The 23559-nt window shown below is 68.1% G+C and carries 21 protein-coding genes, 1 pseudogene and 1 riboswitch; of the genes and pseudogenes, 10 read left to right on the forward strand and 12 right to left on the reverse strand.

The window, feature by feature from the left end; genetic code table 11:
* Positions 1-15: 15 nt before the first annotated feature.
* A complete protein-coding gene (miaB, locus tag ACNQQL_RS13440) occupies positions 16-1389 on the reverse strand; it encodes a tRNA (N6-isopentenyl adenosine(37)-C2)-methylthiotransferase MiaB (RefSeq protein ID WP_347064376.1) in 1374 nt (457 codons plus the stop codon).
* Between the two features lie 214 nt (positions 1390-1603).
* Positions 1604-2536, reverse strand: coding sequence for a LysR family transcriptional regulator (locus ACNQQL_RS13445; RefSeq protein WP_072443460.1), 933 nt, complete (start codon positions 2534-2536; stop codon positions 1604-1606).
* A gap of 146 nt (positions 2537-2682) precedes the next feature.
* On the opposite strand from ACNQQL_RS13445, the gene ACNQQL_RS13450 reads away from it, so the two are divergent.
* From ACNQQL_RS13450 to ribB, 3 genes are all read left to right on the forward strand, one after another.
* Complete coding sequence (locus ACNQQL_RS13450; protein WP_347064377.1) at positions 2683-3858, forward strand: MFS transporter; 1176 nt, start codon at positions 2683-2685, stop codon at positions 3856-3858.
* Between the two features lie 217 nt (positions 3859-4075).
* Entirely contained in the window at positions 4076-4759 is a 684-nt protein-coding gene (locus ACNQQL_RS13455) for a helix-turn-helix domain-containing protein (RefSeq protein WP_310142836.1), read from the forward strand.
* A 186-nt stretch (positions 4760-4945) separates the two neighbouring features.
* Positions 4946-5094: riboswitch (FMN riboswitch) on the forward strand.
* A gap of 118 nt (positions 5095-5212) precedes the next feature.
* Positions 5213-5923: a 3,4-dihydroxy-2-butanone-4-phosphate synthase gene (gene ribB, locus ACNQQL_RS13460; RefSeq protein ID WP_072443457.1), complete on the forward strand. Its 711-nt coding sequence runs from the start codon at positions 5213-5215 to the stop codon at positions 5921-5923.
* Between the two features lie 81 nt (positions 5924-6004).
* Here the strand turns inward: ribB and ACNQQL_RS13465 are convergent, their stop codons facing one another.
* The 5 genes from ACNQQL_RS13465 to ACNQQL_RS13485 all read right to left on the reverse strand — a co-directional run bounded on the left by ACNQQL_RS13465 (position 6005) and on the right by ACNQQL_RS13485 (position 11097).
* Positions 6005-6691, reverse strand: a complete 687-nt coding sequence (locus ACNQQL_RS13465; RefSeq protein WP_347064387.1) for an HAD family hydrolase — start codon at positions 6689-6691, stop codon at positions 6005-6007.
* A 185-nt stretch (positions 6692-6876) separates the two neighbouring features.
* Positions 6877-7863 (reverse strand): inositol 2-dehydrogenase, encoded by a 987-nt coding sequence (gene iolG, locus ACNQQL_RS13470; RefSeq protein ID WP_347064378.1) that lies wholly within the window; start codon positions 7861-7863, stop codon positions 6877-6879.
* Between the two features lie 111 nt (positions 7864-7974).
* Complete coding sequence (locus ACNQQL_RS13475; RefSeq protein WP_347064379.1) at positions 7975-8802, reverse strand: TIM barrel protein; 828 nt, start codon at positions 8800-8802, stop codon at positions 7975-7977.
* Positions 8803-8840: 38 nt separating this feature from the next.
* Entirely contained in the window at positions 8841-9875 is a 1035-nt protein-coding gene (locus ACNQQL_RS13480; RefSeq protein WP_347064380.1) for a xylose isomerase, read from the reverse strand.
* Between the two features lie 157 nt (positions 9876-10032).
* Complete coding sequence (locus ACNQQL_RS13485; RefSeq protein WP_175962002.1) at positions 10033-11097, reverse strand: LacI family DNA-binding transcriptional regulator; 1065 nt, start codon at positions 11095-11097, stop codon at positions 10033-10035.
* Positions 11098-11336: 239 nt separating this feature from the next.
* Here ACNQQL_RS13485 and ACNQQL_RS13490 point away from each other — a divergent pair, with 239 nt between their 5' ends.
* From ACNQQL_RS13490 to ACNQQL_RS13500, 3 genes are read left to right on the forward strand one after another with little or no spacing between them, the layout of a single operon-like run.
* Positions 11337-12359, forward strand: coding sequence for a fatty acid desaturase family protein (locus ACNQQL_RS13490; protein ID WP_416392614.1), 1023 nt, complete (start codon positions 11337-11339; stop codon positions 12357-12359).
* Between the two features lie 36 nt (positions 12360-12395).
* Positions 12396-12704 carry a non-heme iron oxygenase ferredoxin subunit gene (locus ACNQQL_RS13495; protein WP_072443450.1) on the forward strand — a complete coding sequence of 103 codons (309 nt, stop codon included), beginning with the start codon at positions 12396-12398 and terminating at the stop codon, positions 12702-12704.
* Between the two features lie 4 nt (positions 12705-12708).
* The gene (locus tag ACNQQL_RS13500) at positions 12709-13842 is read left to right on the forward strand and encodes an NAD(P)/FAD-dependent oxidoreductase (RefSeq protein WP_347064382.1); all 1134 of its coding nucleotides are present in this window, start codon (positions 12709-12711) and stop codon (positions 13840-13842) included.
* A gap of 77 nt (positions 13843-13919) precedes the next feature.
* On the opposite strand, the gene ACNQQL_RS13505 is transcribed toward ACNQQL_RS13500, so the two are convergent.
* From ACNQQL_RS13505 to glpD, 3 genes are all read right to left on the reverse strand, one after another.
* Positions 13920-14636: an MIP/aquaporin family protein gene (locus tag ACNQQL_RS13505; protein WP_105391421.1), complete on the reverse strand. Its 717-nt coding sequence runs from the start codon at positions 14634-14636 to the stop codon at positions 13920-13922.
* 81 nt (positions 14637-14717) lie between these two features.
* Positions 14718-16220, reverse strand: a complete 1503-nt coding sequence (glpK, locus tag ACNQQL_RS13510; protein WP_034178958.1) for a glycerol kinase GlpK — start codon at positions 16218-16220, stop codon at positions 14718-14720.
* Positions 16221-16325: 105 nt separating this feature from the next.
* Entirely contained in the window at positions 16326-17849 is a 1524-nt protein-coding gene (gene glpD, locus ACNQQL_RS13515; protein WP_072443446.1) for a glycerol-3-phosphate dehydrogenase, read from the reverse strand.
* Positions 17850-18011: 162 nt separating this feature from the next.
* On the opposite strand from glpD, the gene ACNQQL_RS13520 reads away from it, so the two are divergent.
* Positions 18012-18380: a hypothetical protein gene (locus ACNQQL_RS13520; protein WP_175961996.1), complete on the forward strand. Its 369-nt coding sequence runs from the start codon at positions 18012-18014 to the stop codon at positions 18378-18380.
* A gap of 102 nt (positions 18381-18482) precedes the next feature.
* Here the strand turns inward: ACNQQL_RS13520 and ACNQQL_RS13525 are convergent, their stop codons facing one another.
* Both ACNQQL_RS13525 and ACNQQL_RS13530 read right to left on the reverse strand, forming a co-directional pair.
* A complete protein-coding gene (locus ACNQQL_RS13525) occupies positions 18483-18680 on the reverse strand; it encodes a hypothetical protein (protein ID WP_034179421.1) in 198 nt (65 codons plus the stop codon).
* A gap of 317 nt (positions 18681-18997) precedes the next feature.
* Positions 18998-19777 (reverse strand): DeoR/GlpR family DNA-binding transcription regulator, encoded by a 780-nt coding sequence (locus ACNQQL_RS13530; RefSeq protein ID WP_006493999.1) that lies wholly within the window; start codon positions 19775-19777, stop codon positions 18998-19000.
* 222 nt (positions 19778-19999) lie between these two features.
* On the opposite strand from ACNQQL_RS13530, the gene ACNQQL_RS13535 reads away from it, so the two are divergent.
* The 3 genes and pseudogenes from ACNQQL_RS13535 to ACNQQL_RS13545 form a co-directional block, all read left to right on the forward strand.
* Positions 20000-21640 (forward strand): gamma-glutamyltransferase family protein, encoded by a 1641-nt coding sequence (locus ACNQQL_RS13535; protein WP_347064383.1) that lies wholly within the window; start codon positions 20000-20002, stop codon positions 21638-21640.
* Positions 21641-21952: 312 nt separating this feature from the next.
* Positions 21953-22780, forward strand: coding sequence for a ferritin-like domain-containing protein (locus tag ACNQQL_RS13540; protein ID WP_034178954.1), 828 nt, complete (start codon positions 21953-21955; stop codon positions 22778-22780).
* A gap of 76 nt (positions 22781-22856) precedes the next feature.
* A pseudogene (locus tag ACNQQL_RS13545) lies at positions 22857-23351 on the forward strand (hypothetical protein); the annotation flags it as partial.
* Between the last annotated feature and the right edge of the window lie 208 nt (positions 23352-23559).

The raw sequence follows: 23559 nt of genomic DNA on the forward strand, positions 1-23559 counted from the left end.
CCGGTGATGCGTCGGTCAGTGGGTGGCCGCGCTCGCGTCGTCGCTGACGAGCACGAGCTCGCCGCGCAGCGAATGCGGGTACGCATGGTTGATCTTCACGTCGATCATCTGGCCGATCAGGCGCGGGTGCGACGCGAGCGGCGCCGGGAAATTCACGACCCGGTTGTTCTCGGTACGGCCCGCGAGTTCGTTCGGGTCCTTGCGCGACGGGCCTTCGACGAGGATCCGCTCGACCTTCCCGACCATCGACTGGCTGATGCGCGCGACGTTCTCCTCGATGGTCGCCTGCAGATGTTGCAGGCGTTTGAGCTTCACGTCGCGCGGCGTGTCGTCGTGCAGGTTCGCGGCCGGCGTGCCGGGGCGCGGGCTGTAGATGAACGAGAAGCTCGTGTCGTAGCTCATGTCGTGCACGAGCGCCATCATCTTGTCGAAATCCTCCTCGGTCTCGCCGGGGAAGCCGACGATCATGTCGGTCGACAGCGACAGGTCGGGGCGGATCGCGCGCAGCTTGCGGATCACCGACTTGTATTCGAGCACCGTGTAGCCGCGCTTCATCGCCATCAGGATGCGGTCGGAACCGTGCTGCACGGGCAGGTGCAGGTGGCTCACGAGCTTCGGCACCTTCGCGTAGGTGTCGATCAGCCGCTGCGTGAATTCCTTCGGGTGCGACGTCGTGTAACGGATCCGCTCGATGCCGGGGATGTCGGCGACGTATTCGATCAGCGTCGCGAAATCGGCGATCTCGGATGCGCCGGCCGTCAGCGCGCCGCGATACGCGTTCACGTTCTGGCCGAGCAGCGTGACTTCGCGCACGCCCTGGTCGGCGAGGCCGGCCACTTCGGTCAGCACGTCGTCGAGCGGGCGCGACACTTCGTCGCCGCGCGTGTACGGCACCACGCAGTAGCTGCAGTACTTCGAGCAGCCTTCCATGATCGACACGAACGCGCTCGGCCCCTCGACGCGCGCGGGCGGCAGGTGGTCGAACTTCTCGATCTCGGGGAACGTGATGTCGACCTGCGCGCGGCCGCTCGCGCGGCGCGCGTCGATCATCTGCGGCAGGCGGTGCAGCGTCTGCGGGCCGAACACGAGGTCGACGTACGGCGCGCGCGACACGATCGACGCGCCTTCCTGGCTCGCGACGCAGCCGCCGACGCCGATCAGCAGGCCGGGCTTCGCTTCCTTCAGCTCGCGCACGCGGCCGAGATCGGAGAACACCTTCTCCTGCGCCTTTTCACGCACCGAGCACGTGTTGAACAGGATGACGTCCGCGTCTTCGGGGTTGTCGGTCTTTTCGAGGCCTTCGGCCGCATTGAGCACGTCCACCATCTTGTCCGAGTCGTACTCGTTCATCTGGCAGCCGAAGGTCTTTACGTAAACTTTCTTGGTCATGGGGATTCGCCGTTCGCAGTGGTTGACCTGGGGGCGTCGTCAAGGGTGAATCGGGACGGCCGTGCGCTGCACGCAGGTTGCGCGCGTCGAGCATGAAAGGCCGTCGGGAAAGCTTTCCATTATAGCTTTTCGCGCTGCGCCGGACGGCCGGCGGGTTGCGGCCGCGCGACGTCGGTCGTCAGGTTCAGACCCTTGAGCGGTGGTGCACCGGCCGTCAGCGGCATGCGTTCAGCAGGTCGTCGAGCGCGGCTTCCTCGCGCGCGAAGCGTTCGGCGAGAAAGTCGAGCAGCACGCGCACGCGCGGCGCCATGTAGCGCTTGCTGTGATAGATCGCGTGCAGCGGCGCGTCCTGGTGCCGCCAGTCGGGCAGCAGCACGCGCAGCCGGCCCGCGCGGACGTCGTCGGCGATGTCCCACAGCGATTTCAACGCTATGCCGTGGCCGCGCAGCGTCCATTCGCGCGTGAGGCCGCCGTCGTTGGTCTCGAACGCGGTCGCGACCGGCACCGTGTGGATCTGCACCTCGTCGCCGCGCGTGAAGTGCCAGACGTTCATCGGCCCGGACGCGATCGTGATCACGTTGCACGGAAAGCGGGCCAGATCGCGCGGGTCGGCCGGCACGCCGTGGCGCTCGACGAACGACGGCGCCGCGCACAGCACGCGCCGGTTCGTCGCGAGCCGGCGGGCGATCAGCGCACCGTCGGGCGGCGCGGCGAAGCGGATCGCGAGGTCGATTTCGTCCTGCCAAAGGTTCGACGACGAATCGGACGCCGTCAGCGAGAACGTGACGTCCGGATGGCGCGTCGTGAATTCGTCGAGCCAGTCGAGCAACTGGTTGCGGCCGAAATCGGACGTCGACGACAGCCGCACCTTGCCGCCGACGACGTTGCGGCCTTCCTGCAGCATCGCGTCCGCGTCGTCGAGCGCCTGCAGCGCCTGGCGGCAGCAGTTCAGGTACAGCCGGCCCTCGTCGGTGAGCCGCAACTGCCGCGTCGAACGTTCGAAGAGCCGCGTCGCGGTCTTCGCCTCGAGCTTCGCGAGGCGCGCGCTCGCGGCGGCCGGCGTGAGGTTCAGCTTGCGCCCGGCAGCGGAAAGGCTGCCCAGTTCCGCCGCCTCGACGAACAGCCGGATGTCGCCCAGTCGATCCATTCGATTTTCCAGAATTTTTTGAAAATGGTTCAAATGCCACGCCAATTATCAAATATAGGCGTATTCGGGACAATGCGCGCACATCCCGCTTCTTGTGCGGTGCGGCACCAACCGGGCGCCGCTTCCGCCACCTTCCGGAGAACGTCATGCCCATTCCGTTACTGGCGCTCGCGATCAGCGCCTTCGCCATCGGCACCACCGAATTCATCATCATGGGCCTGCTGCCCGAAGTCGCGCACGATCTCGCCGTTTCGCTGCCGTCGGCCGGCCTGCTCGTCACCGGATACGCGCTCGGCGTCGCGGTCGGCGCGCCGCTGCTCGCGGTGCTGACGAGCCGCATGCCGCGCAAGGCCGCGCTGCAATTGCTGATGGCAATCTTCATTGTCGGCAACGTGCTGTGTGCCACCGCGTCCGGCTACGCGATGCTGATGGTCGCGCGCGTCGTCACGTCGTTCGCGCACGGGTCGTTCTTCGGGATCGGCGCGGTGGTCGCCGCGTCGCTCGTGCCGGCCGACAAGCGGGCGAGCGCGATCGCGCTGATGTTCACGGGGCTCACGCTGTCGAACGTGCTCGGCGTGCCGTTCGGCACGTTCGTCGGCCAGCTGCTCGGCTGGCGCGCGTCGTTCTGGATCGTGGCCGCGCTCGGCGTGCTGGCGCTCGGCGGCGTGGCCGCGCTCGTGCCGAACCGCCACGACAGCGGGCCCGTCGGCCTCGGCCACGAGGTGCGCGTGCTGAAGGAGCCGCAGGTGTGGCTCGCACTGCTGATGACCGTGCTCGGCTTCGGCGGCGTGTTCGTCGTGTTCACGTATATCGCGCCGATTCTCGAGACGGTGTCGGGCTACGCGCCGCGCTCGGTCGCGCTGATCCTCGTGCTGTTCGGCGCGGGGCTGACGATCGGCAACACGATCGGCGGCAAGCTCGCCGACCGCGCGCTGATGCCGTCGCTGATCGCGATCCTCGTCGCGCTGATGGCCGTGATGGCCGTGTTCGCGAAGACGAGCCATCTGCCGGTCGCGGCCGCCGTCACCGTGTTCGTGTGGGGGATCGCCGCTTTCGCGACGGTGCCACCGCTGCAGGCGCGCGTGGTCGAGAAGGCCGCGAGCGCGCCGCATCTCGCGTCGACGCTCAATATCGGTGCGTTCAACGTCGGCAATGCAGGCGGCGCGTGGCTCGGCGGCCTCGCGCTGGAACACGACTTCGCGCTCGATACGCTGCCGTGGGTCGCCGTCGCGGTGACGTTCGCGGCGCTCGTCGTCACGTGGCTCGCGATGCGGCTCGACGCGCGGGCGCCGGCACGCGGCGCGGCGCCGGCGGCGCAATGAGCGGTGCGATAGCGGCATGACGGCGACGCCATAGCGGCAGGAAAAGGTTCGCGAGAAACGCATTCCTCCGCGATGCTGATAACGGTGTGAAGATAACTTCGTTTGCCCGCGCAAGGCCGGGTGATAGCGTCTCGATACGCGCCGTTGCAGGCGCAACCCGATTTCGATCCCGGCTTACCCCATACGCAGGGCCGCGCGGCGGCCCGGAGGCAATGCTATGTCTTCATCCCTGGCGCTGGTGCGCGACGTGTCTTCCTTCGAGTCCGGCAACGCCGCCGACGCGCGGGCATCCGCATCGCTCGATGTCCTCGAACAGGTCGTCGGCGTGAACCTCGCGCGCTTGCGCGCTGAGCGGCAGTTGTCGCTCGATGCGCTCGCGCGGCTGTCCGGCGTGTCGCGCGCGATGCTCGCGCAGATCGAGTCGGCGCGCAGCGTGCCGTCGATCAAGGTGCTCTGCAAGATCGCCGCGGCGCTGAAGGTGTCGGTCGCCGCATTCCTGCGCCGCCATGCGGTGAACGGCTTCGAACACCTGGCGGCCGAGCGCGCGTCGCGCGTCGTCAGCTCGAACGGCCGTTTCTCGGCGCGTGCGCTGTACCCGGAAGGCGAGCCGGCCGCGGCCGAATTCCACGAGCTGCGGATCGCGCCGCTGCATACGGAGCCCGGCACGCGCCGCGCGCCCGGCACGACGGTCAATCTCGTCGTCAGCGAAGGCACGCTCGAAGTCAGCGTGCACGACCGCCGCCAGTTGCTCGCGACCGGCGACGCGATCGTGTTCGATGCCGATCAGCCGTACAGCCTGCGCAACCCGGGCGACAGCGAAGCGCGCGCGTTCCGCGTGACGGTGAGCCCTGAAGTGCCACCGCGCTGGCTCGTGCCCGATGCGGCGCACGCGGCCGGTTGATCGTGCGGGTCGCACGGAACGGGTGCCGTCCCCATATCGGGCGGGATCGCAGCGCGGCAGTCAGCTGTTTGGACGATGCCGTTAGACGGAGTTGTCAGTAAGGTTTTAAGTGTTGTTGGCTGCGCTATGCGCGCGGCTGTTGTATGCTTGGCCCGCCGGCGATGGGCAGCCCCCATCCGGCAATCAGTGCGTCTTCAGGGCGGGGCGAAATTCCCCACCGGCGGTAGGCTGGCGTAAGCCGGCGAGCCCGCGAGCGCCCGCGCAACCGCGCGGGGTCAGCAGATCTGGTCGAATGCCAGAGCCGACGGTCATAGTCCGGATGAGAGAAGATGTGCAGATAGTCATGTCCGCCAGGGCCGCTTCGCGATGCATGCGAAGCGGGTTGTCGTTCTGTCTGTTTGCAATGCCCTGAAACGTTTTTCGCCCAAATCGTATTTGCGAGGAGCGTTTCACATGTCCTTGATGTCCGTTTCGTCGGCTCCCGCCGACGCCTTTGCCGATCTCCCGTTGCTGGATTCCGAACCGGTGCCGCCGCGCATCGCCGCTGCGCTCGAAGCGATGCGCGCAGGCCGCGCGGTCGTGCTGCAGGACGACCACGACCGCGAGAACGAGGCCGACCTGATCGTCGCCGCCGAGCGCATCACGCCCGAGACGATGGCGCTGCTGATTCGCGAGTGCAGCGGCATCGTGTGCCTGTGCCTGACCGACGACACGGTGCGCGCGCTGGAACTGCCGCCGATGGTGCAGACCAACGAGAGCCGCAACGGCACCGCGTTCACCGTATCGATCGAGGCGCGCGAAGGCGTGCATACGGGCGTATCGGCGGCCGACCGCGTGACGACGATCCGCGCGGCGATCGCCGACGGAGCGAAGCCGCACGACATCGTGCGCCCCGGCCACGTGTTTCCGCTGCGTGCGCAACCGGGCGGCGTGCTTGCGCGCCGCGGTCACACCGAAGGCACGGTCGACCTGTCGATCCTTGCGGGCCTGAAGCCGGCCGGCGTGCTGTGCGAGCTGATGAATCCGGACGGCACGATGACGCGCGGCGACGACGTCGAGCGTTTCGCGCGACAGCACGGGCTGCCGATGCTGACGATCGCGGAACTCGTCGAATTCCGCGAGGCGCTGGCCGCTGCGCGCGAGCGTTGCTGCGAGCCGGCCTGAGCGAGGAGGGAGCGGGCGCGTTCGCGCGCCCGTGACATGGCGTGCGTGAAGCGGCGCACGCCGGGCCGGCCTGAATGAAAGTCAGGACTGCACGTCGCCGAATTCGCCGCGCATGCCGGCTTCGACGAGCGCCGGCAGTTCGTCCATCTTGCGCATGATCCGCGTGATGCCCATCGCGCGCAGCGCGTCCGCGTAGTTGTCGGGGATGTGGCTCGCGCCGACGAACGCGATCGTCTTCATCCCCGCCGCACGCGCGGCATTCAACCCCGATACGCTGTCCTCGACGACGATGCAGCGCGCCGGCGCCACGCCGAGCGTCTGCGCCGCATGCAGGTAGACGTCGGGGTAGGGTTTCGGCCGCGACACCTGCTCGGAACTGAACACGCGCTCGCCGAAGATCTCGGTGAGCGATGCGCGCTTCAGCGAATTGCGCACGCGCACGAGCCGGCTGTTCGACACGACGGCGGCCGGCAGGCTGACCTTCAGCAGTGCGTCGCGCACGCCGGTGATCGGCGCGAGCGATTGCGCCAGTGCGATCTCGATGTTGTGCTCGACGGTCTCGATGAAGTCGGCGGGCATCTCGACCCCGAAGCGGGATTCGAGCCCCGCGAGGAAACGCGACGTCTGCTGGCCGAACGCCGACTTCGCGGCGGCTTCGAAATCGATGTGCGGGAAGGTGGCGGTCAGCGTGTCGAGCAGCACGCGGTCGGCGATGACTTCGCTGTCGACGAGCACGCCGTCGCAGTCGCAGATGAGGTGATCGAGCATGATGGTGAACAAGCGGGATATCGGCAACGCCGATCGATTCGCCATCATACGTGCTTTCACACGCATGCCGCGCGACGTTTCGGCAAATCTGCCCGATGCGGCCGTGCCGTCGCAGCATTTCGTACAGGTGTGCTGCCGATGGTGCGACGGCGGCGGCCCGCTTGCACGGGCCGCCATCGCTTGCGTCACATCTCGATCGCGCGCCCCGTTTTCCACGACGTCATCGCGGCCTCGGCCAGCTCGAGCGCGGCGAGCCCGTCGTCGATCGTCGTCCTGACTGGCGTGCCGTCGCGCAGCGCGTCGACGAAGTGCGCGATCTCGGCCGAATACGCATGCCGGTAGCGCTCGAGGAAGAACGGCTCCGGCACGTCCGTCGCGATGCCGCCGGCCAGCCACGCGCTCACCTCGGTCGGCCGCACGTTGCCGGCCTGCAGCATCCCGTTGCTGCCGAGCAGCTCGAAGCGCTGATCGTAGCCGTAAGCCGCGCGCCGCGACGTGTTGATCTGGCACAGCAGCCCGCGCCGCGTGCGGATCGTGACGGCGGTCGAATCGATGTCGCCGGCATCGAGCACGGCCGGGTCGGTCAGGCAACTGCCGGTCGCGTGCAGCGTCTGCGCTTCGTCGCCGAGGATCCAGCGGAACATGTCGAAATCGTGGATCAGCATGTCCTTGAAAATGCCGCCCGAGCTGCGGATGTAGTCGACGGGCGGTGCGCCCGGGTCGCGGCTCGTGACGACCAGCATCTCCGGCGCGCCGATCTCGCCGCGTTCGACGCGCGCCTTCAGCGCGGCGAAGGTCGGGTCGAAGCGGCGCTGGAAGCCGATCATGCAGGTCACGCCGGTGCGGCGCACGACGTCCGCGCATGCGCGCGAGCGCTCGACGCTCAGGTCGACCGGCTTCTCGCAGAATACGGCCTTGCCCGCGTTCGCCGCCGCGACGATCAGGTCCGCATGCGTGTCGGTGCTCGACGCGATCACGACCGCCTGCACGGCTGCGTCGCCGAGCGCGCGATCGATGTCGGCGGCCTGCGCGCCGTGTGCGTGTGCGAGCGCTTCGGCCGACGGCGCATGCCGGTCGATCACGTATTTCAGTTTCGCACCCGGATGGCGCGCGAGATTCGCCGCATGGATCTTGCCGATTCTTCCCGCGCCGAACAAAGCGAATTCGATCATCCTGTTCTCCTGTTCCGTTGAGTCCGTGGTCTTCTTCCTGTCGGGCCCGCGCGTATCGCGCATGGCGTCATGCGTGCCGGTCGCCGCGCCGGCCGCGTACCGCGGCGACGCTCAGCAATCCGCCAGTTCGCGCCGCACGTATTCGACGCTCGCGCGCAGCCGGTCTTCGATGTCGTCGGCTTCGGCGATTTCGTTCGCGAACGGCTCGAACGAGAACGCGCCGCGGTAGCCGCGCGCGAGCAGTTCGTGCAACTGCCGGATGTTGCCGAGCCGGTCGGCGCCGCCGACCAGCACGCGATGGCCGTCGCGCATCCGGTCGACCGGCAGGTCGTCTTCGTCGACGCCAGAGATGTGCACGAGGCCCGTCAGGTTCGGGAAGAAGATGTCCTCGCCCGACAGGTGATGGTGGAACGTGTCGTGCACGAGCCGGAAGACCTGTTCGCCGGCCGCGGCGTAGATGCCTTTCACCGCATCGGACTTGCGGCGCAGCGCGCACTCCTCGAAACCGAGCGGCTCGATGAAGCCGAGCAGGCCGCGCGCTTCGAGGATCGGCTTGAGCGCCTTCAGCGCCTTCACGAGATCCGCATGGCGCGCGTCCGCGCCGCGCGTGTCGCCGCGGCTGTTGGTCGGGCACAGCACCAGCGCGCGCGCGCCGCATTGCGCCGCGTAGTCGGCCAGCACGGTCGCTTCGTCGGCGCGCTCGGCGTTCCATTGCTCGAAGCGCTGCAGCGCGTTGATCGTCAGGATCGTCACGCCGCCGGCTTCGGCCGTCGCGCGCACGGCGGCGGCCGGCGTGCCGTCGACGATCTCGACGCCGTCGAGATCGTTGCGGATCTCGATCGTGTCGATGCCGAGGCGCCGGCACAGCGCGACATAGCGATCGAGCGGCAGGCGCGGCGCGCTCATCCGGTTCAGCGAAAAGTGGAATGCTTGCGTCATCGTTCTGTCCTTGTGTGTCGAGTAGGGCGGGGTCCGAATCAGGGGCCGGGGCAGGCGGTGCCGCCGGCCGGCGGGTTTGCCGGCGGCGCTGCGAGCGCGTGCCACGTGTCGCGCAGCCAGTGTGCGCACGCGACGTTGTTGTCGAAGATCGAATAGCGTGCGCCGCCGCCGTAATCGGGAAACGGGATGAACTCGCAACTGATCTGCTCGAGCCGCGCCGGCCGCGCGTGAACCTGCGATTGCAGCAACTGGCGTAGCGCGGCTTTCCACGTGTCGAGCGCCGCCGCGTGCCAATCGCCGTGGTATGCACCCGGTGCCGGCGCGACGAACGGATACTGGATGCCGCGTCCGGGCCGGCCGTCCGCGCGGCGCATCCAGCGATTCTCCGGATTGTTCGGGATCACGCTGCGCGCATGCGCATGCCGGACCCAGCCGCGCGCGATCCAGTCGGCGTAGACGGTCGATGGCGATGCAGGGTCGAGCATGCGGTGCACGCTGTCGGCGGGCTCGCGCAGGCCCGATGCATCGAGTTCGGCGCGATTGCCGATCTTGAACAGCAGGTGCGAATGATCGAGCGTGATCCGGAACGGCGCACCGGCCTGCTCGACATGCCGCGCGACACGCGCGACGCGCGTGAAGTCCTCGCTCCACATGTCGACGTGTACTTCGAGACTCGGCAGGCAGCCGACCGGCTCGCCGCGCTCGTACGTACGCAGGTAGAAATCGGCGACATCGCGGTCCGACAGCGGATGGCCGTCCGCGTGATGCGCGTAGAGCTGGCAGTTGAGCACCGTGCTGCCGAACCGCGCGCCGGCATCGACGATTTCGGCGACATGCGCTTCGTCATGGCCCGCGCGCCAGATGCCGCCGATCACGCGAATCGGCAGCGCATGGCGTTCGACCAGCGCGAAATACGGCGACAGATCTTCGCCGCGTGCCGGGTTCTTTTCGATGTAGTCGAACACGCCGGCATTGGCGACCATCCGGAAGCGTTCGGCGGGCGCGGGCAACGGCAGGCCGTCGTGTTCGAGCACGCCGTCGAGGTTCACGCCGATGAGGATCGGTTCAGCCATCGTCTCCTGTACGTTGTTGTCGTGGGGATGGCTGCTCAATGTACGGATGCGCCGAGCGGGCTGCATGACAAACGTTGACGAAAAATCGCCAATGTGCCGGTCGATTTTTTCGGCACGTGCGTGCGGCACGTGCGTGCGGCGCGAGGTGCGGCGGCATTCAGGGCTGCAGGTAGGCGCTCGTCCTCACGTTCGCCGCACAGAACACGCGGAATTCGACCGGGTCGCCCGGCGGCGGCTGTTCGACGATCCCGCACGCATGCAGCACGTGCTGCAGCGCGGAAATCGCCTGTCCGTCGGGATCCTGGTCGATCGCGAGATCCATCGCGCCGGCTTCGATGAAGCTGCGGTGCTCGTCGAGCATCTCGTGCCCGATCCAGACCACGCGCCCGGTCGCGCCGGCCTTGCGCAGCGCCGCTTCGATGCCGGCCGAGCCGGCGCCGCTGTTGTAGATCGCGACCACGTCGTCGTGTGCCTGCAGTGCCTTCGTCACCGCGCGGTAGCAGCGGTCGTCCTGGTCGAGCGTCTCGACCGGCTCGCCGTCGCAGCGCAGCGCGGCGAACGCGTCGGCAAGCTGGTCGCGGCAGCCGGCCATCCGGTCGGCGTGCGCGCGGTAGCCCATGCGCCCGCCGAGCAGCAGCACGCGGCCGGGGCGTGCCGCCAGGCGGCCGACGTAGTAGCCGGCCGTGCGTCCGGCGCGGTAGTTGTCGATGCCCGCGTAGTGCACGCGATCGATGCCGCCGATGTCGGTGACCATCGTGACGACGGTTTCGCCGCGCGCGATCGCGCCGGCCAGTGCATCGCGCACGCGGGCGGTGTCGCGTGCGGTGACGATCAGCGCCGCGCGCCGGTATGCGGGCCGTTCGATCAGCGCGGCGGCGCGTTCGTCGTCCGCGGCGGGCAGGATCGTCCGGTGTACGACCACGCGCCGGTCGAGCATCTGCAGCGAGCGCTGCAGCGCCTGCTGCAGCCGCCGGAAGAACGGCGCGTCGGTGTCCGGCAGCAGCACGTCGACGTGGATCAGCCCGTGCCGCGTGTCGGGCAGTTGCCGCGGCACGCCGAGCTGCCGCGCCGCCGCGACCACGCGCTCGCGCGCCTGCGCCGACACGCTGCCGCGCTCGTTCAGCACGCGGTCGACGGTGGTCGTGCTGACGCCCGCGAGCGCCGCGATCTCGTCGAAGCGCGCGGTGCGCTTGCGCCAGCGCGGCCCGGATTCACCTGCCATGGTCGTCTCCATCGTTGTGGTCGCCATCATCGGGGGCGTGGCGCTGCCAGGAACGCTAAAACGATGGCGAAATTTCGTCAACGTTTCGATTGAGCGGGGGCGGCCGGTCGCCTAATTTTGGTTCCATGGGGGAAGCGCTTGCCGCCCTTCCCGCGCACAAGCAAACCAGGGAGACACGAGTGGTCCATACCGACGACCAGGCGCACGATCGCACGGCGGCGCGCCGTCAGGAATACAGAATGATCGGCGGCGCCGGCGAGCGCGCGCACGCGGCTGGGCTCGTCAACGCCGAGTGGTACCGGTGCGCGGTGCCGCGGCCGCTGATGAAGCAGTTGATGCAGCGCGGCGACGCGCGTGCGATCCGCGACACACTGATCTGGTACGCGGCGATCGCGGCCAGCGGCGCGCTCGCGTGGCTTGCCTGGCGTGCGCATTCGGCGTGGGCGATCCCCGCGTTCTTCGTGTACGGCACGCTCTATTGCAGCCCGGCCGACTCGCGCTGGCACGAATGCGGGCACGGCACCGCGTTTCGCACGCGCTGGATGAACGACGCGCTGTACCAGGTCGCGTCGTTCCAGGTGTTCCGCCGCGCGACGGCGTGGCGCTGGAGCCATGCGCGTCATCACACCGACACGCTGGTCGTCGGGCGCGATCCGGAAATCGCCGCGCCGAAGCCGACCGACTGGCTCGCGCTCGCGCTGAACGTCGTCGCGCTGAAGCATGTGGCCGGCGAACTGCGCAAGATGATCGCGGCCGCGTTCACCGGCCGGCTCGACGACGAGGAGCGCACCTACGTGCCCGAGTCGGAATGGCCGAAGGTCGTGCGCGAGGCGCGCATCCATCTGGCGGTCTATGCGCTCGTGGCCGGTGCGTCGCTGTACTGGCACACGCTCCTGCCGCTGCTCTACATCGGCTTGCCGAGCCTCTACGGCTCGTGGCTGTACCTGTACTTCGGCCTCACGCAGCACGCAGGCATGCCCGAGAACGTGCTCGATCACCGGCGCAATTGCCGCACCGTGATGATGAATCCGGTGTTCCGCTTCCTGTACTGGAACATGAACTACCACGTCGAGCACCACATGTTCCCGATGGTGCCGTTTCACGCGCTGCCGAAGCTGCACGAGGCCGTGAAGGCCGACATGCCGCCGCCGTACCGCAGCACGCTCGCCGCGTATGCGGAGATCGTGCCGGCGCTGGTCCGGCAGACGCGCGACCCGTCCCATTACGTCGTGCGGCCGGTGCCGGACACGGCGCGCGCGTGACCGGCATCGAACAACCCAATCAAGGAGACACGCATCATGACGCAATGGATCGACACCGGCGCGCTCGACGACATCGACGATGAAGACGTCGCGCGCTTCGATCACGCGGGCCGCACGTACGCGATCTACCGGATCGACGGCCAGGTTTATGCAAGCGACGGCCTGTGCACGCACGAGAACGTGCATCTCGCGGACGGGCTCGTGATGGGCCATGTGATCGAATGCCCGAAGCACAACGGCCGCTTCGACGTGCGCGACGGCCGGCCGCTGTCAGCGCCCGCATGCGAGAAGCTGCGCACGTACCGCGCGAAGATCGAGGGCGGCCGCATCCTGATCGAGGTGTGATGCGATGACGAACCACCGTGTGATGGCGATCGTCGGCGCGGGCCATGCGGGCGGCCGCGCGGCGCAGGTGCTGCGCGAGTCCGGCTGGCGCGGTCGCATCGTGCTGATCGGCGCGGAGGCGCACCTGCCGTACGAGCGGCCGCCGTTGTCGAAGGGCGTGCTGACGGGCGAGCGCAGCGCGGCGCAGTGCCGGTTGCGCGATCCGGGCGCATGGGCGGCCGACGGCATCGAGCCGGTCGTCGCGACGGTCGAGCGCATCGATTCGCACGCACGCGAAGTGCACGTGTCCGGCGCTCGGGTGTTCGGCTACGACGCGCTGCTGCTCGCGACCGGCGCTCGCGCGCGCCGCCTCATCGGTCTCGAAGTCGCGGCGTCGGCGCGGCTGCGCGGCTGCCGCGTGACCGTGCTCGACGCCGCGCCGCGTCTGCTTGGGCGCGCGGTGCCGGAAACGATCGCGGCGCGCGTGCAGGCGCTTCACGAGGAGCAGGGCGTGGCGATCCGCGTGAACCGGAAACCCGTTGCGATCGAGCGGATCTCGGGCGGCGCGCTGGCCGTCGCGCTCGACGACGGCGACACGCTGATCGCCGATACGGTCGTGGCCGGCATCGGCATCGAACCGGCCGACGAACTGGCGCGCGACGCGGGCCTCGCGGTCGATCGCGGCATCGTCGTGAACGCGCGGCTCGAGACGTCGGCGCGCGGCATCTATGCGGCCGGCGACGTCGCAGTGTTTCCGAGTGCGTTGTCGGGGCAACCAGTCCGGCAGGAGACATGGCACGGCGCGGAGACCCAGGCGCGCGCCGCCGCGCGCAACATGCTCGGCGCCGACGAACCGTATCGCGAGATACCGTGGTTCTGGTCGGATCAGTACGACGCACAGTTGCAGGTGGCGGGAGAGCCGGCGCTCGGCGAACGGTCGGTCGCGCGCAGGCTCGATGGCGACGCCGAAATCCATTTTCATTTCGATGGTGGCGGACGGCTCGTCGCGGCGAGCGGCTTCGGCCGCGCGTCCGGATTCGCCAAGGAGATGAAGCTGGCGAGGACGCTGGTCGAACGCGGCGCCGCGGTGGCGCCCGCGGCGGTCGCCGACGCGAACGTGAAGCTGACATCGCTGTTGCCGGCGTCGGCCGGCGGGTAGGCGGAACGTGCAATGAAAAACAGCCCGCGGCCTTCCGGCACGCGGGCTGTGTTGCTTCGTCGGTGCGACGGGCCGCGTCAGTGCGGCACGTGCAGTTGCAGATAGAGCACGGCAGCGAGCGAGCCGCCGATCAGCGGGCCGACCACCGGGATCCACGCATAGCGCCAGTCGCTGTCGCGCTTGCCGGGAATCGGCAGCAGCGCATGCATGAGGCGCGGCGCGAGGTCGCGCGCGGGGCTCATCGCATAGCCGGTCGGGCCGCCGAGGGAGATGCCGATGCCGAGCACGAGCAGGCCGACGGGCAGCGCGTCGAGCGCGCCGAGGCCGACCTGCGGCGACGCGAGATACAGCACGCCGAGGATCAGCACGAACGTGCAGATCGCCTCGGTCAGCACGTTGTGCCGGACGCTGCGAATCGCGGGCGCCGTGCAGAACACCGCGAGCTTCAGGTCCGCATCGGCTTCCTTCGCGAAGTGCTGGCGATACGCGAGCCACACGAGCAGTGCGCCCGCCATCCCGCCGAGCATCTGCGCGACGATGTAGCCGCCGACTTTCGACCACGCGAACTTGCCCGCGAGCGCGAGGCTGATCGTCACGATCGGGTTCAGGTGCGCGCCGCTGAACGACGCGGTCACGTAGACGGCGACGAATACGGCCATCGCCCAACCCCACACGATCACGATGAGGTCCGCGCCCTTGCCCTTGGTCTTCGCAAGCAGCACGTTTGCGACCGCGCCGTTGCCGAGCAGCACGAGGATCGCCGTGCCGATGAATTCTGCAATATAAGGTGACATGGTTGTCTCTCGTATGTCGCGGCGGACTCGCGCGCCGCGCGGTCCGCCGGTGTTGTTGTATTTCGTCTGGATGGCTGACGATTACTGGGTATCGTCGGCCCATGCCTTCGCGGCGCGCACCGCACGCTGCCAGCCGGCCATGCAGCGTTCGACCTGCTCCTTCGGCATCGACGGCGAGAAGCGGCGATCGAGCTGCCACTGGTCGCGCACTTCGTCGAGGTTCTTCCAGTAGCCGATCGCAAGGCCCGCGAGGTAGGCCGCGCCGAGCGCGGTCGTCTCGGTGATCTGCGGACGCACCGCGTCGACGCCGAGCAGGTCGGCCTGGAACTGCATCAGCAGGTCGTTCGCGCTCGCGCCGCCGTCGACGCGCAGCTCGCCGATGCTGATGCCCGAATCGGCTTCCATCGCGGCCAGCACGTCGAGCGACTGGTACGCGATCGAATCGAGCGCCGCACGCGCGAGATGCGCGGCCGTCGTGCCGCGCGTGACGCCGAACACCGAACCGCGCGCCCGCGCGTTCCAGTGCGGCGCGCCGAGGCCGGCGAACGCGGGCACGAGATAGACGCCGTCGGTGTGCGGCACGCTCGCGGCGAGCGCTTCGATCTCAGCGGCCGTCTTGATGATGCCGACGCCGTCGCGCAGCCACTGCACGACCGCGCCCGCGATGAAGATGCTGCCTTCGAGCGCGTACTGCACGTCGTCGCCGATCTGCCATGCGATCGTCGTGACGAGGTTGTTCTTCGACTCGATCGGCTTGTCGCCGGTGTTCATCATCAGGAAGCAGCCGGTGCCGTAGGTGTTCTTCACCATGCCCGACGTCGTGCACATCTGGCCGAACAGCGCCGCGTGCTGGTCGCCGGCGATGCCCGCGAGCGGGATCTTCGACGCGAATACGGTGGTTTTCGTATGGCCGTAGATTTCCGACGACGCCTTCACTTCCGGCAGCATGCTGCGCGGGATGTCGAGCAGTTCGAGCAACTCGCTGTCCCACTCGCGCGTATGGATGTTGAACAGCATCGTGCGCGACGCGTTCGTCACGTCGGTCACGTGCAGTTCGTGCTTCGTGAAGTTCCACACGAGCCAGCTGTCGACGGTGCCGAATGCGAGCTTGCCCTGGCGTGCCTTGTCGCGTGCGCCCGGCACGTTGTCGAGGATCCAGCGGATCTTCGTCGCGGAGAAGTACGAATCGATCGGCAGGCCGGTCTTCGCGCGCACCTTCGCTTCGAGGCCCTGCTTCTTCAGCGAGTCGCAGAAGTCGGCCGTGCGGCGATCCTGCCAGACGATCGCGTTGTAGACGGGCTGGCCCGTTTCGCGATCCCAGACGATCGTCGTCTCGCGCTGGTTGGTGATGCCGATCGCCGCGATCGACGTGCCGTTCAGGCCCGTGCGCGTGACGGCTTCGGCGGCGACGCCGGCTTGCGTCGACCAGATTTCCTGAGGGTCGTGCTCGACCCAGCCGGGTTGCGGGTAGATCTGCTCGAATTCCTTCTGGGCGATCGACACGATATTGCCCTGGCGATCGAACAGCATCGCGCGGGAACTCGTGGTGCCCTGGTCAAGCGCGAGGATGTACTGGTCCTGCATGTCTCTCATCTCCATCCGTGGATTGGCTTAGTTGTGATGCGCGCCGCATGTGGGGCGGCGCGTCGGTGAGTCAACTTCGGTCAGACAACTGCAACTGCTTTCGGATCAGGCGTGCGGCGCGTGCACGGCGGCGAACCAGGCGTCGACCGCGGCCGTCACGGCATCGAGCGTGCCCGGCGCGACGTGCAGGCCGAGCTTCGAGCGGCGCCACAGCACGTCCTGCGCGCAGGTCGCCCATTCGGCATCGCGCAGGTAGCGCAGTTCGGCGTCGTAGATGCCCGGCGCGATTTCGGTGCCGAGATCGGCGAGCGACTTCGCGTCGTCGACCACGCGTTCCGCACGCGTGCCGTAGGCGCGCGCATAACGACGGGCGAGTGCGGCCGGCAGCCACGGATGACGTTTCGCGAACGTGTCGGCGAATACGTCGAACTTCGCGTTCGCGATGTCGCCGCCCGGCAGCGCGACGCCGGCCGTCCAGGTTTTCGCGTCGCGGCCGAGCGCGCGGCACAGCATGTCGCCGGCTTCTTCCGCGAGCTTGCGGAACGTCGTGATCTTGCCGCCGAACACCGACAGTAGCGGCGCGCCCGCGCCGTCGTCCAGCTCGAGGCGGTAGTCGCGCGTGACGGCCGATGCATTCGCCGCGTTCTCGTCTTCCAGCAGCGGGCGCACGCCCGAATAGGTCCAGTGCACGTCGGCCGGCGAGATCTTGCGCTTGAAGTAGCGGTTGATCGAATCGCACAGGTACTGCGTCTCGTCGCGATCGATCGCGACCTTCGCGGGATCGTTCGTGTATTCGACGTCGGTCGTGCCGATCAGCGTGAAGTCGTGTTCGTACGGAATCGCGAAGATGATCCGCTTGTCCGGGTTCTGGAAGATGTACGCGTGATCGTGATCGAACAGGCGGCGCGTGATGATATGGCTGCCTTTCACGAGCCGCACGCTGTGCTGTGCGCCGCGGCCGAGCGCGCCGTGCAGCACGTCGCCGACCCACGGGCCGGCCGCGTTCGCGATCGCGCGCGCATGCACGACGCGGATCGAACCGTCGGCGTGCTGCAGCCGCGCTTCCCATTCGTCGCCGCGGCGTTCGGCGGATACCAGCTTCGTACGCGTCAGGATCTCGGCGCCGCGCTCCTTCGCATCCATCGCGTTCAGCACGACGAGGCGCGCGTCGTCGACCCAGCCGTCCGAGTACACGAAGCCGCGCTTGATCGAGTCGATCAGCGGCGCGCCGGCCGCATGGCGGCGCATGTCGATGCCGCGCGAGCCGGGCAGCAGTTCGCGTTTCGCGAGGTGATCGTAGAGGAACAGGCCGATGCGGATCAGCCAGGCCGGACGCAGGTTCGGCATGTGCGGCATCACGAAGCGCAGCGGCCACATGATGTGCGGCGCCGCGCGCAGCAGCGTCTCGCGCTCCTGCAGCGCCTTGCGCACGAGCCCGAACTCGTTGTACTCGAGATAGCGCAGGCCGCCGTGAATCAGCTTCGTGCTGGACGACGACGTATGCGACGCGAGATCGTCCTGCTCGCAGAGCATGACCGACAGGCCGCGGCCGGCCGCATCGCGCGCGATCCCCGCGCCGTTGATGCCGCCGCCGACGACGAGCAGATCGTAGCGATTCGGTTGGGTCACCTGCTGTCCTTATCGTCTGATGGAAATGGGCGAACACTAAATGTTCGAATTCGAAATTTAACGAACGAAATCGAAAAAGTAAAGTTCGAAAAAGCGGGGCCAGTAGCGCGCGGCGCGATCCCGGACGATACTGGCGCAATCGACCGTTTCGCGAGGTGAATCATGCGTATTGGGATGTGGGCCGGCGTGTGCGCCGTCCTTCTGGCGGGGTGCAGCGCCGGCACGCCGCCGCTCGCCGGCAACTGGCGGGCGCCGTCGTTCGCCGACCTGCAGACGTCGTGCGGCGGCACCGCGCGCGACTGGGGCGCGGACGCGCAGCCGGTCTACTCGACGCTGTACGACGCGTACGTGGCGAAACGGTATCGCGGGCTGACCGAAGCGAACTATTGTGCGTTCGTAAACGAACTTTCGACGCACTATGCGGCGCCCGACGCGGCGGCGCGCGCCGGCTGGATCGCGTATTTCAACGGTGCGCGCGCGCAGGCCATCAGCTGGCGGGCGGCGGTCGATCCGACGCTGCGCGGCGGCTGACCCCGGCTGCGGCCGGGTGAGGCGAACCGGCGGAGGAAGCGGAAACGACCGCGCGGCCGGGAGTCGGTCCGGCCGCGCGGTCAGGTCAGGAACAGCGAGGTTTCACGAATAGCGGTACTTGATGGATCGCAGCGCGGCGTCGCCGGTCTCGGTCACGCAGTATTTGCGCCCCGAGCCGAGTCCTTCAAGGCGGACGAGCTGCTGTTCGAGCAGTGTGTCCAGTTCATCCCGATCCATGTCGCGCTGGTCAGGCGCGTCCTTTACAAGCAATAGCGTGGCGAATTCATGCGGACTCAGCATCGTTCTCTCCATGGCAACCGGTCTGCCCGCGCGGCCGGCGCAAACGCCGACGCACGATACCCCGCGGGGTGTATGGCTTGGGGGGGAAAGCTGCATTCGCCGGCCCTGCGATTCGCACCCGCCCTGGCACAGGCGGATCGGGCGAACGGGCCGGGGAACTGGAGTCTAGTCGAGCGCGCGGGCAACGACAAATCGTGCCCCGTTAATTTTCCGTTTGACAGGAGGATGCACCGCAAGCGGTCCGCTCGCGGCGCCAACTTCTTGATTTCACTTGAAGTTTCGGGTGCGGTGCAGCATCGCTGACGCGTTCGCAAGCATCATTCCGCGACGTACACCTGGGTGCCGGCGGCGGCTACCGTGTCAGCCATCTCGGGCGGCAGCGGCTTGTCGGTGAAAAGCGCGTGCACCTGGCTCAGGTGACCCTGGCGCACCAGCGCCGGGCGGCCGACCTTCGAATGGTCGGTCACGAGGTAGACCGTGCGCGCATGCTGCATGATCGCCTCGGCGACGCGCACCTCGCGCGTGTCGAAGTCGCGCAGCGTGCCGTCGGCCTCGATCGCCGACGTGCCGATGATCGCGTAGTCGACCTTGAACTGGCGGATGAAGTCGATCGCGAGTTCGCCGACGATGCCCTTGTCCCACGGCCGCACGATGCCGCCCGTGATCAGCACCTCGCAGTCGGGGTAGCCGCTCATCATCGACGCGACGTTCAGGTTGTTCGTGATCACGTGCAGCCCGTGGTGGCGGTTCAGCGCGCGCGCGACTTCCTCGGTCGTCGTGCCGAGGTTGATGAACAGCGACGCCTGGTCGGGGATGTGCGAAGCCGCGAGCGCCGCGATGCGCCGCTTCTCGTCGTGGAACATCCGCTGGCGCGCCGTATACGACACGTTCTCCGAGCTGGTCGGCAGGCTCGCGCCGCCGTGGTAGCGGCGCAGCAGGTTCAGGTCGGCGAGCCAGTTCACGTCGCGGCGGATCGTCTGCGGCGTCACCGCGAAGTGCGCGGCGAGATCGTCGACGGTCACGAAGCCGTCGCGCTGCACCCATTCGAGCAGTTCCTGCTGGCGCGCGTTGAGGGTGAGGCGGGGATCTCGGGTCATGGCTCGGTGGTCGTGTCGTGAGACGGAGCGGGTATTGTAAGGGCGGCAACGGCGTTCGGCCGGCCTGGCCGGCACGGCCGCGTGAAATTCATGCGGGAATTGCATGGATTCATGTGACAAATGAATTTGTGCGATTGCGCTGATCGCGTTGCAATGGCGGACTGCCCGCGCATGCGGGCACGCGTTCGGCGCGTTCATTCAGCTTTCGACGAGGTGGCACCGATGACTGGCTTCAACTGGCACAACCCGTATCCGACGACCCGCATCCCGGTATTCGCGCGCAACGTCGTGTCGACGTCGCATCCGCTCGCCGCGCAGGCCGGGCTGCGGATGCTGTGGAAAGGCGGCAACGCGGTCGACGCGGCGCTGGCCGCCGCGGCCGCGATTACCGTCGTCGAGCCCGTGTCCTGCGGGCTCGGCGGCGACGCGTTCGCGCTCGTGTGGGACGGCGAGCGGCTGTCCGGGCTGAACGCGTCGGGCGTCGCGCCGGCCGCATGGAACGTCGACTATTTCCGCAAGCGCCACGGCGAGGATGCGCACGGCATCGCGAACAAGCCGATGCGCGGCTGGGATACCGTCACCGTGCCGGGCGTGATCGCGGGCTGGGAGGCGCTGCACGCGAAGTTCGGCTCGCTGCCGTTCGCGGACCTGCTCGAGCCGGCGATCGAGATCGCGGAGCGCGGTTATGCGGTGCCGCCGATCGTCGCGCACAAGTGGGCGGCGGCGGTGCCCGCGCTGCAGGGCCTGCCGGGCTTCGCGGAGACCTTCATGCCGCGCGGCCGTGCGCCGCTCGTCGGCGAACGCGTGTGCCTGCCGGGCCATGCGCAGACGCTGCGCACGCTCGCGAAGGACGGTGCCCGTGCGTTCTATGAAGGCGCGCTCGCCGGGCGCATCGCCGCGTTCGCCCGCGAAGGCGGCGGCGCGCTGACCGAAGCCGACCTGCGCGCATACCGGCCGGAGTGGGTCGAGCCGATCGGCAAGCGCTTCGGCCGTCACACGATTCACGAGATCCCGCCGAACGGGCAGGGCATTGCCGCGCTGATCGCGCTCGGGATCGCCGAGCATGCGGGCGTGACCGAATGGCCGCTCGATTCGGTCGACTCGCAGCATTTGCAGATCGAGGCGATGAAGCTCGCATTCGCGGACGTCTATCGCTACGTGGCCGATCCGCGCGCGATGGAAGTCACGCCCGAGCAGATGCTCGACGATGCGTATCTCGCCGAACGCGCGAAGCAGATCGATCCCGCGCGCGCGACGCACTTCGGCGCCGGCCGGCCGCATTCGGGCGGCACGATCTACCTGTCGGCCGCCGACGAGCGCGGGATGATGGTGAGCTTTATCCAGTCGAACTACATGGGCTTCGGCTCGGGGCTCGTGGTGCCGGGCACCGGCATTGCGCTGCAGAATCGCGGGCACGGCTTCTCGATGGATCCGGCTTCGCCGAACGTCGTCGCGGGCGGCAAGCGGCCGTTCCACACGATCATCCCGGCGTTCGTGACCGAGCAGGTCGACGGCCGCACCGAGGCCGTGATGAGCTTCGGCGTGATGGGCGGCGACATGCAGCCGCAAGGCCATCTGCAGACCATCGTGCGGATGCTCGGCCATGGGCAGCAGCCGCAGGCCGCATGCGATGCGCCGCGCTGGAAGGTCAACCGCGACTTCACGCTCGACGTCGAATCGACGATGAATCGCGCGACGGTCGACGCGCTGGCCGCACGCGGCCATACGATCAAGTCGATCGACGATCCTTACATGGATTTCGGTTCGGGGCAGTTCATCTGGCGTCTCGATCGCGACGATCGCGAGCGCGGCTACGTGGCTGCGAGCGACAGCCGGCGCGACGGTCTGGCGGCCGGGTTCTGACGGTTCGCCTCAATTTCATGCGCTCGACGGGCGGCCGAACGGCCGCCCGTTTCGTTTGATGCGGCCGTACTGCTGAACGGCTGCAAGCAGTTCGAAGGACTCGTCTAACGAACGGCAACAGACGCCGTGGAACTGCGCCTGTCCGGTATGGTCAGTGCTCTGGAGCACGAACGTCAAAGTCCGGCTAAGATGCCAGCATGGTTCGGCCGGACCAATTCACTAGAAACGCAAGTAATACGCCGCCTGCGGGACGGTCGGCGCCTGTGCCAAGGCATGGGCCGGCCCCCGCGCGACGACTGGGAGCGCACCACCATGGACACTAAAACGACGCATGTCATGCCGTGGCGAATCGAGGACATCGACCTGAACCGGATCGACCGTCAGCGTGCCGCCGCGAACGAGGATCTGCTGCTGCTGCTATGCGCGTCGTCGTTCATCGAAAGCGGCTCGGATCTCTACACGAGCAATCTGAGCGAATTCTTCAACGACGATCCTGAAGTATCCGAGTGGCTCAACAATGCATGGGAGCACGAAGAGTTGCAGCACGGCCGCGCGCTGAAGGCGTACATCGCGCACGTGTGGCCCGAGTTCGACTGGGATACCGCCTTCGCGAATTTCTTCGCCGAGTATTCGAAGACCTGCAAGGTCGAGGCATTCGAGAAGACCCGCGCGCTCGAGATGGTCGCTCGCTGCGTCGTCGAGACAGGCACGGCCACGCTCTATCGTGCGATCAACGAATGCTCGGACGAGCCCGTGCTGAAGGAAATCACCGACAACATCCGCACGGACGAAGTGCGTCACTACAAGCACTTCTTCAAATTCTTCAAGAAGTACAACAAGCTCGAAGGCAATGGCCGGCTCGCGGTGCTCGGCGCGCTGGCGCGCCGCGTGATGGAAATCAAGAACGAGGATTCCGAGATCGCGCTGCGCCACGTGTTCGCGGTTCGTTATCCGGATCGCGTCGGCGACAGCCAGTACAACCGCGAGCGCGCCGCGCGCATCAGTACGCTCGTGCGGCGCAACCTGTCGGCCGACATGTGCGTGAAGATGCTGCTCAAGCCGCTCGACCTGCCCGCGAGGATCCAGCCGGGAGTCCATTATCCGCTCACGAAGATCACGCGGCACGTATTCCTGCGCTGATCGCCGCGGCCCGGCCCGGCTGGCGTATGCTGCCGCATCGTCATCCGATCTTGATCCGCACCGGGGCCACGCCACCATGACCGATACCCATCGCCACGCGCTCGAACAATGGACGTTCGACGCGTGGCCGCCGGCCGTCGTATCGCTGTTCGACGGCACCGCGCTCGAGCGTCATGCCGATATCGCCGCATCGCTGATCGTCGCGACCGACGACGGCCAGTTGCGCACGACGCTGCTCGGCGTCGGCGAGATCTATGCGCACGATGCGCGCACGCTGCTGCTGGCGCTATGGCCGCAATCGCGTGCGGCGCGTGCGCTCGCGCAACGGCGCGCGGCCGCGTTGACGCTCGTCGCGGACGGCGCATTCTTTCAGGCGCAATTGAGGATCGAGCCGCTCGAAGGCGACTTCGGCGGACTGGCCGGATTCGCTGCGACGATCGCGCACGGCGATGCGCAGCGGGTCGGTTATGCGCGTCTCGCGACAGGCGTCACGTTCACGCTGGAAGGGGAGCGCGCCGCGGTGCTCGCGCGCTGGCAACCCCAGGTCGAGCACCAGCGGCGCGGGGGCGCGCCGGGGGAGGGTGCCCCCCGGGCGCCGCGCCGCCCACCGGTGGGGTTGGGGGGGGGGGGGGGGGGGGGGGCCGGGGCCGCCCCCCGCCGGCCGCCCCCCCCCCCCCCCGCGGCCGCGCGGCTTCAGTGACCGCGCTGGCCGCTGCGCGACGAACGGTTGCGGTTCGGGTGCGCGGCGTTGCCGCTCGCGGGGCGCGCGCTGTTGCCGC

This window comes from Burkholderia sp. LFS061, assembly GCF_047978125.1.
GTDB lineage: Bacteria > Pseudomonadota > Gammaproteobacteria > Burkholderiales > Burkholderiaceae > Burkholderia > Burkholderia pyrrocinia_C.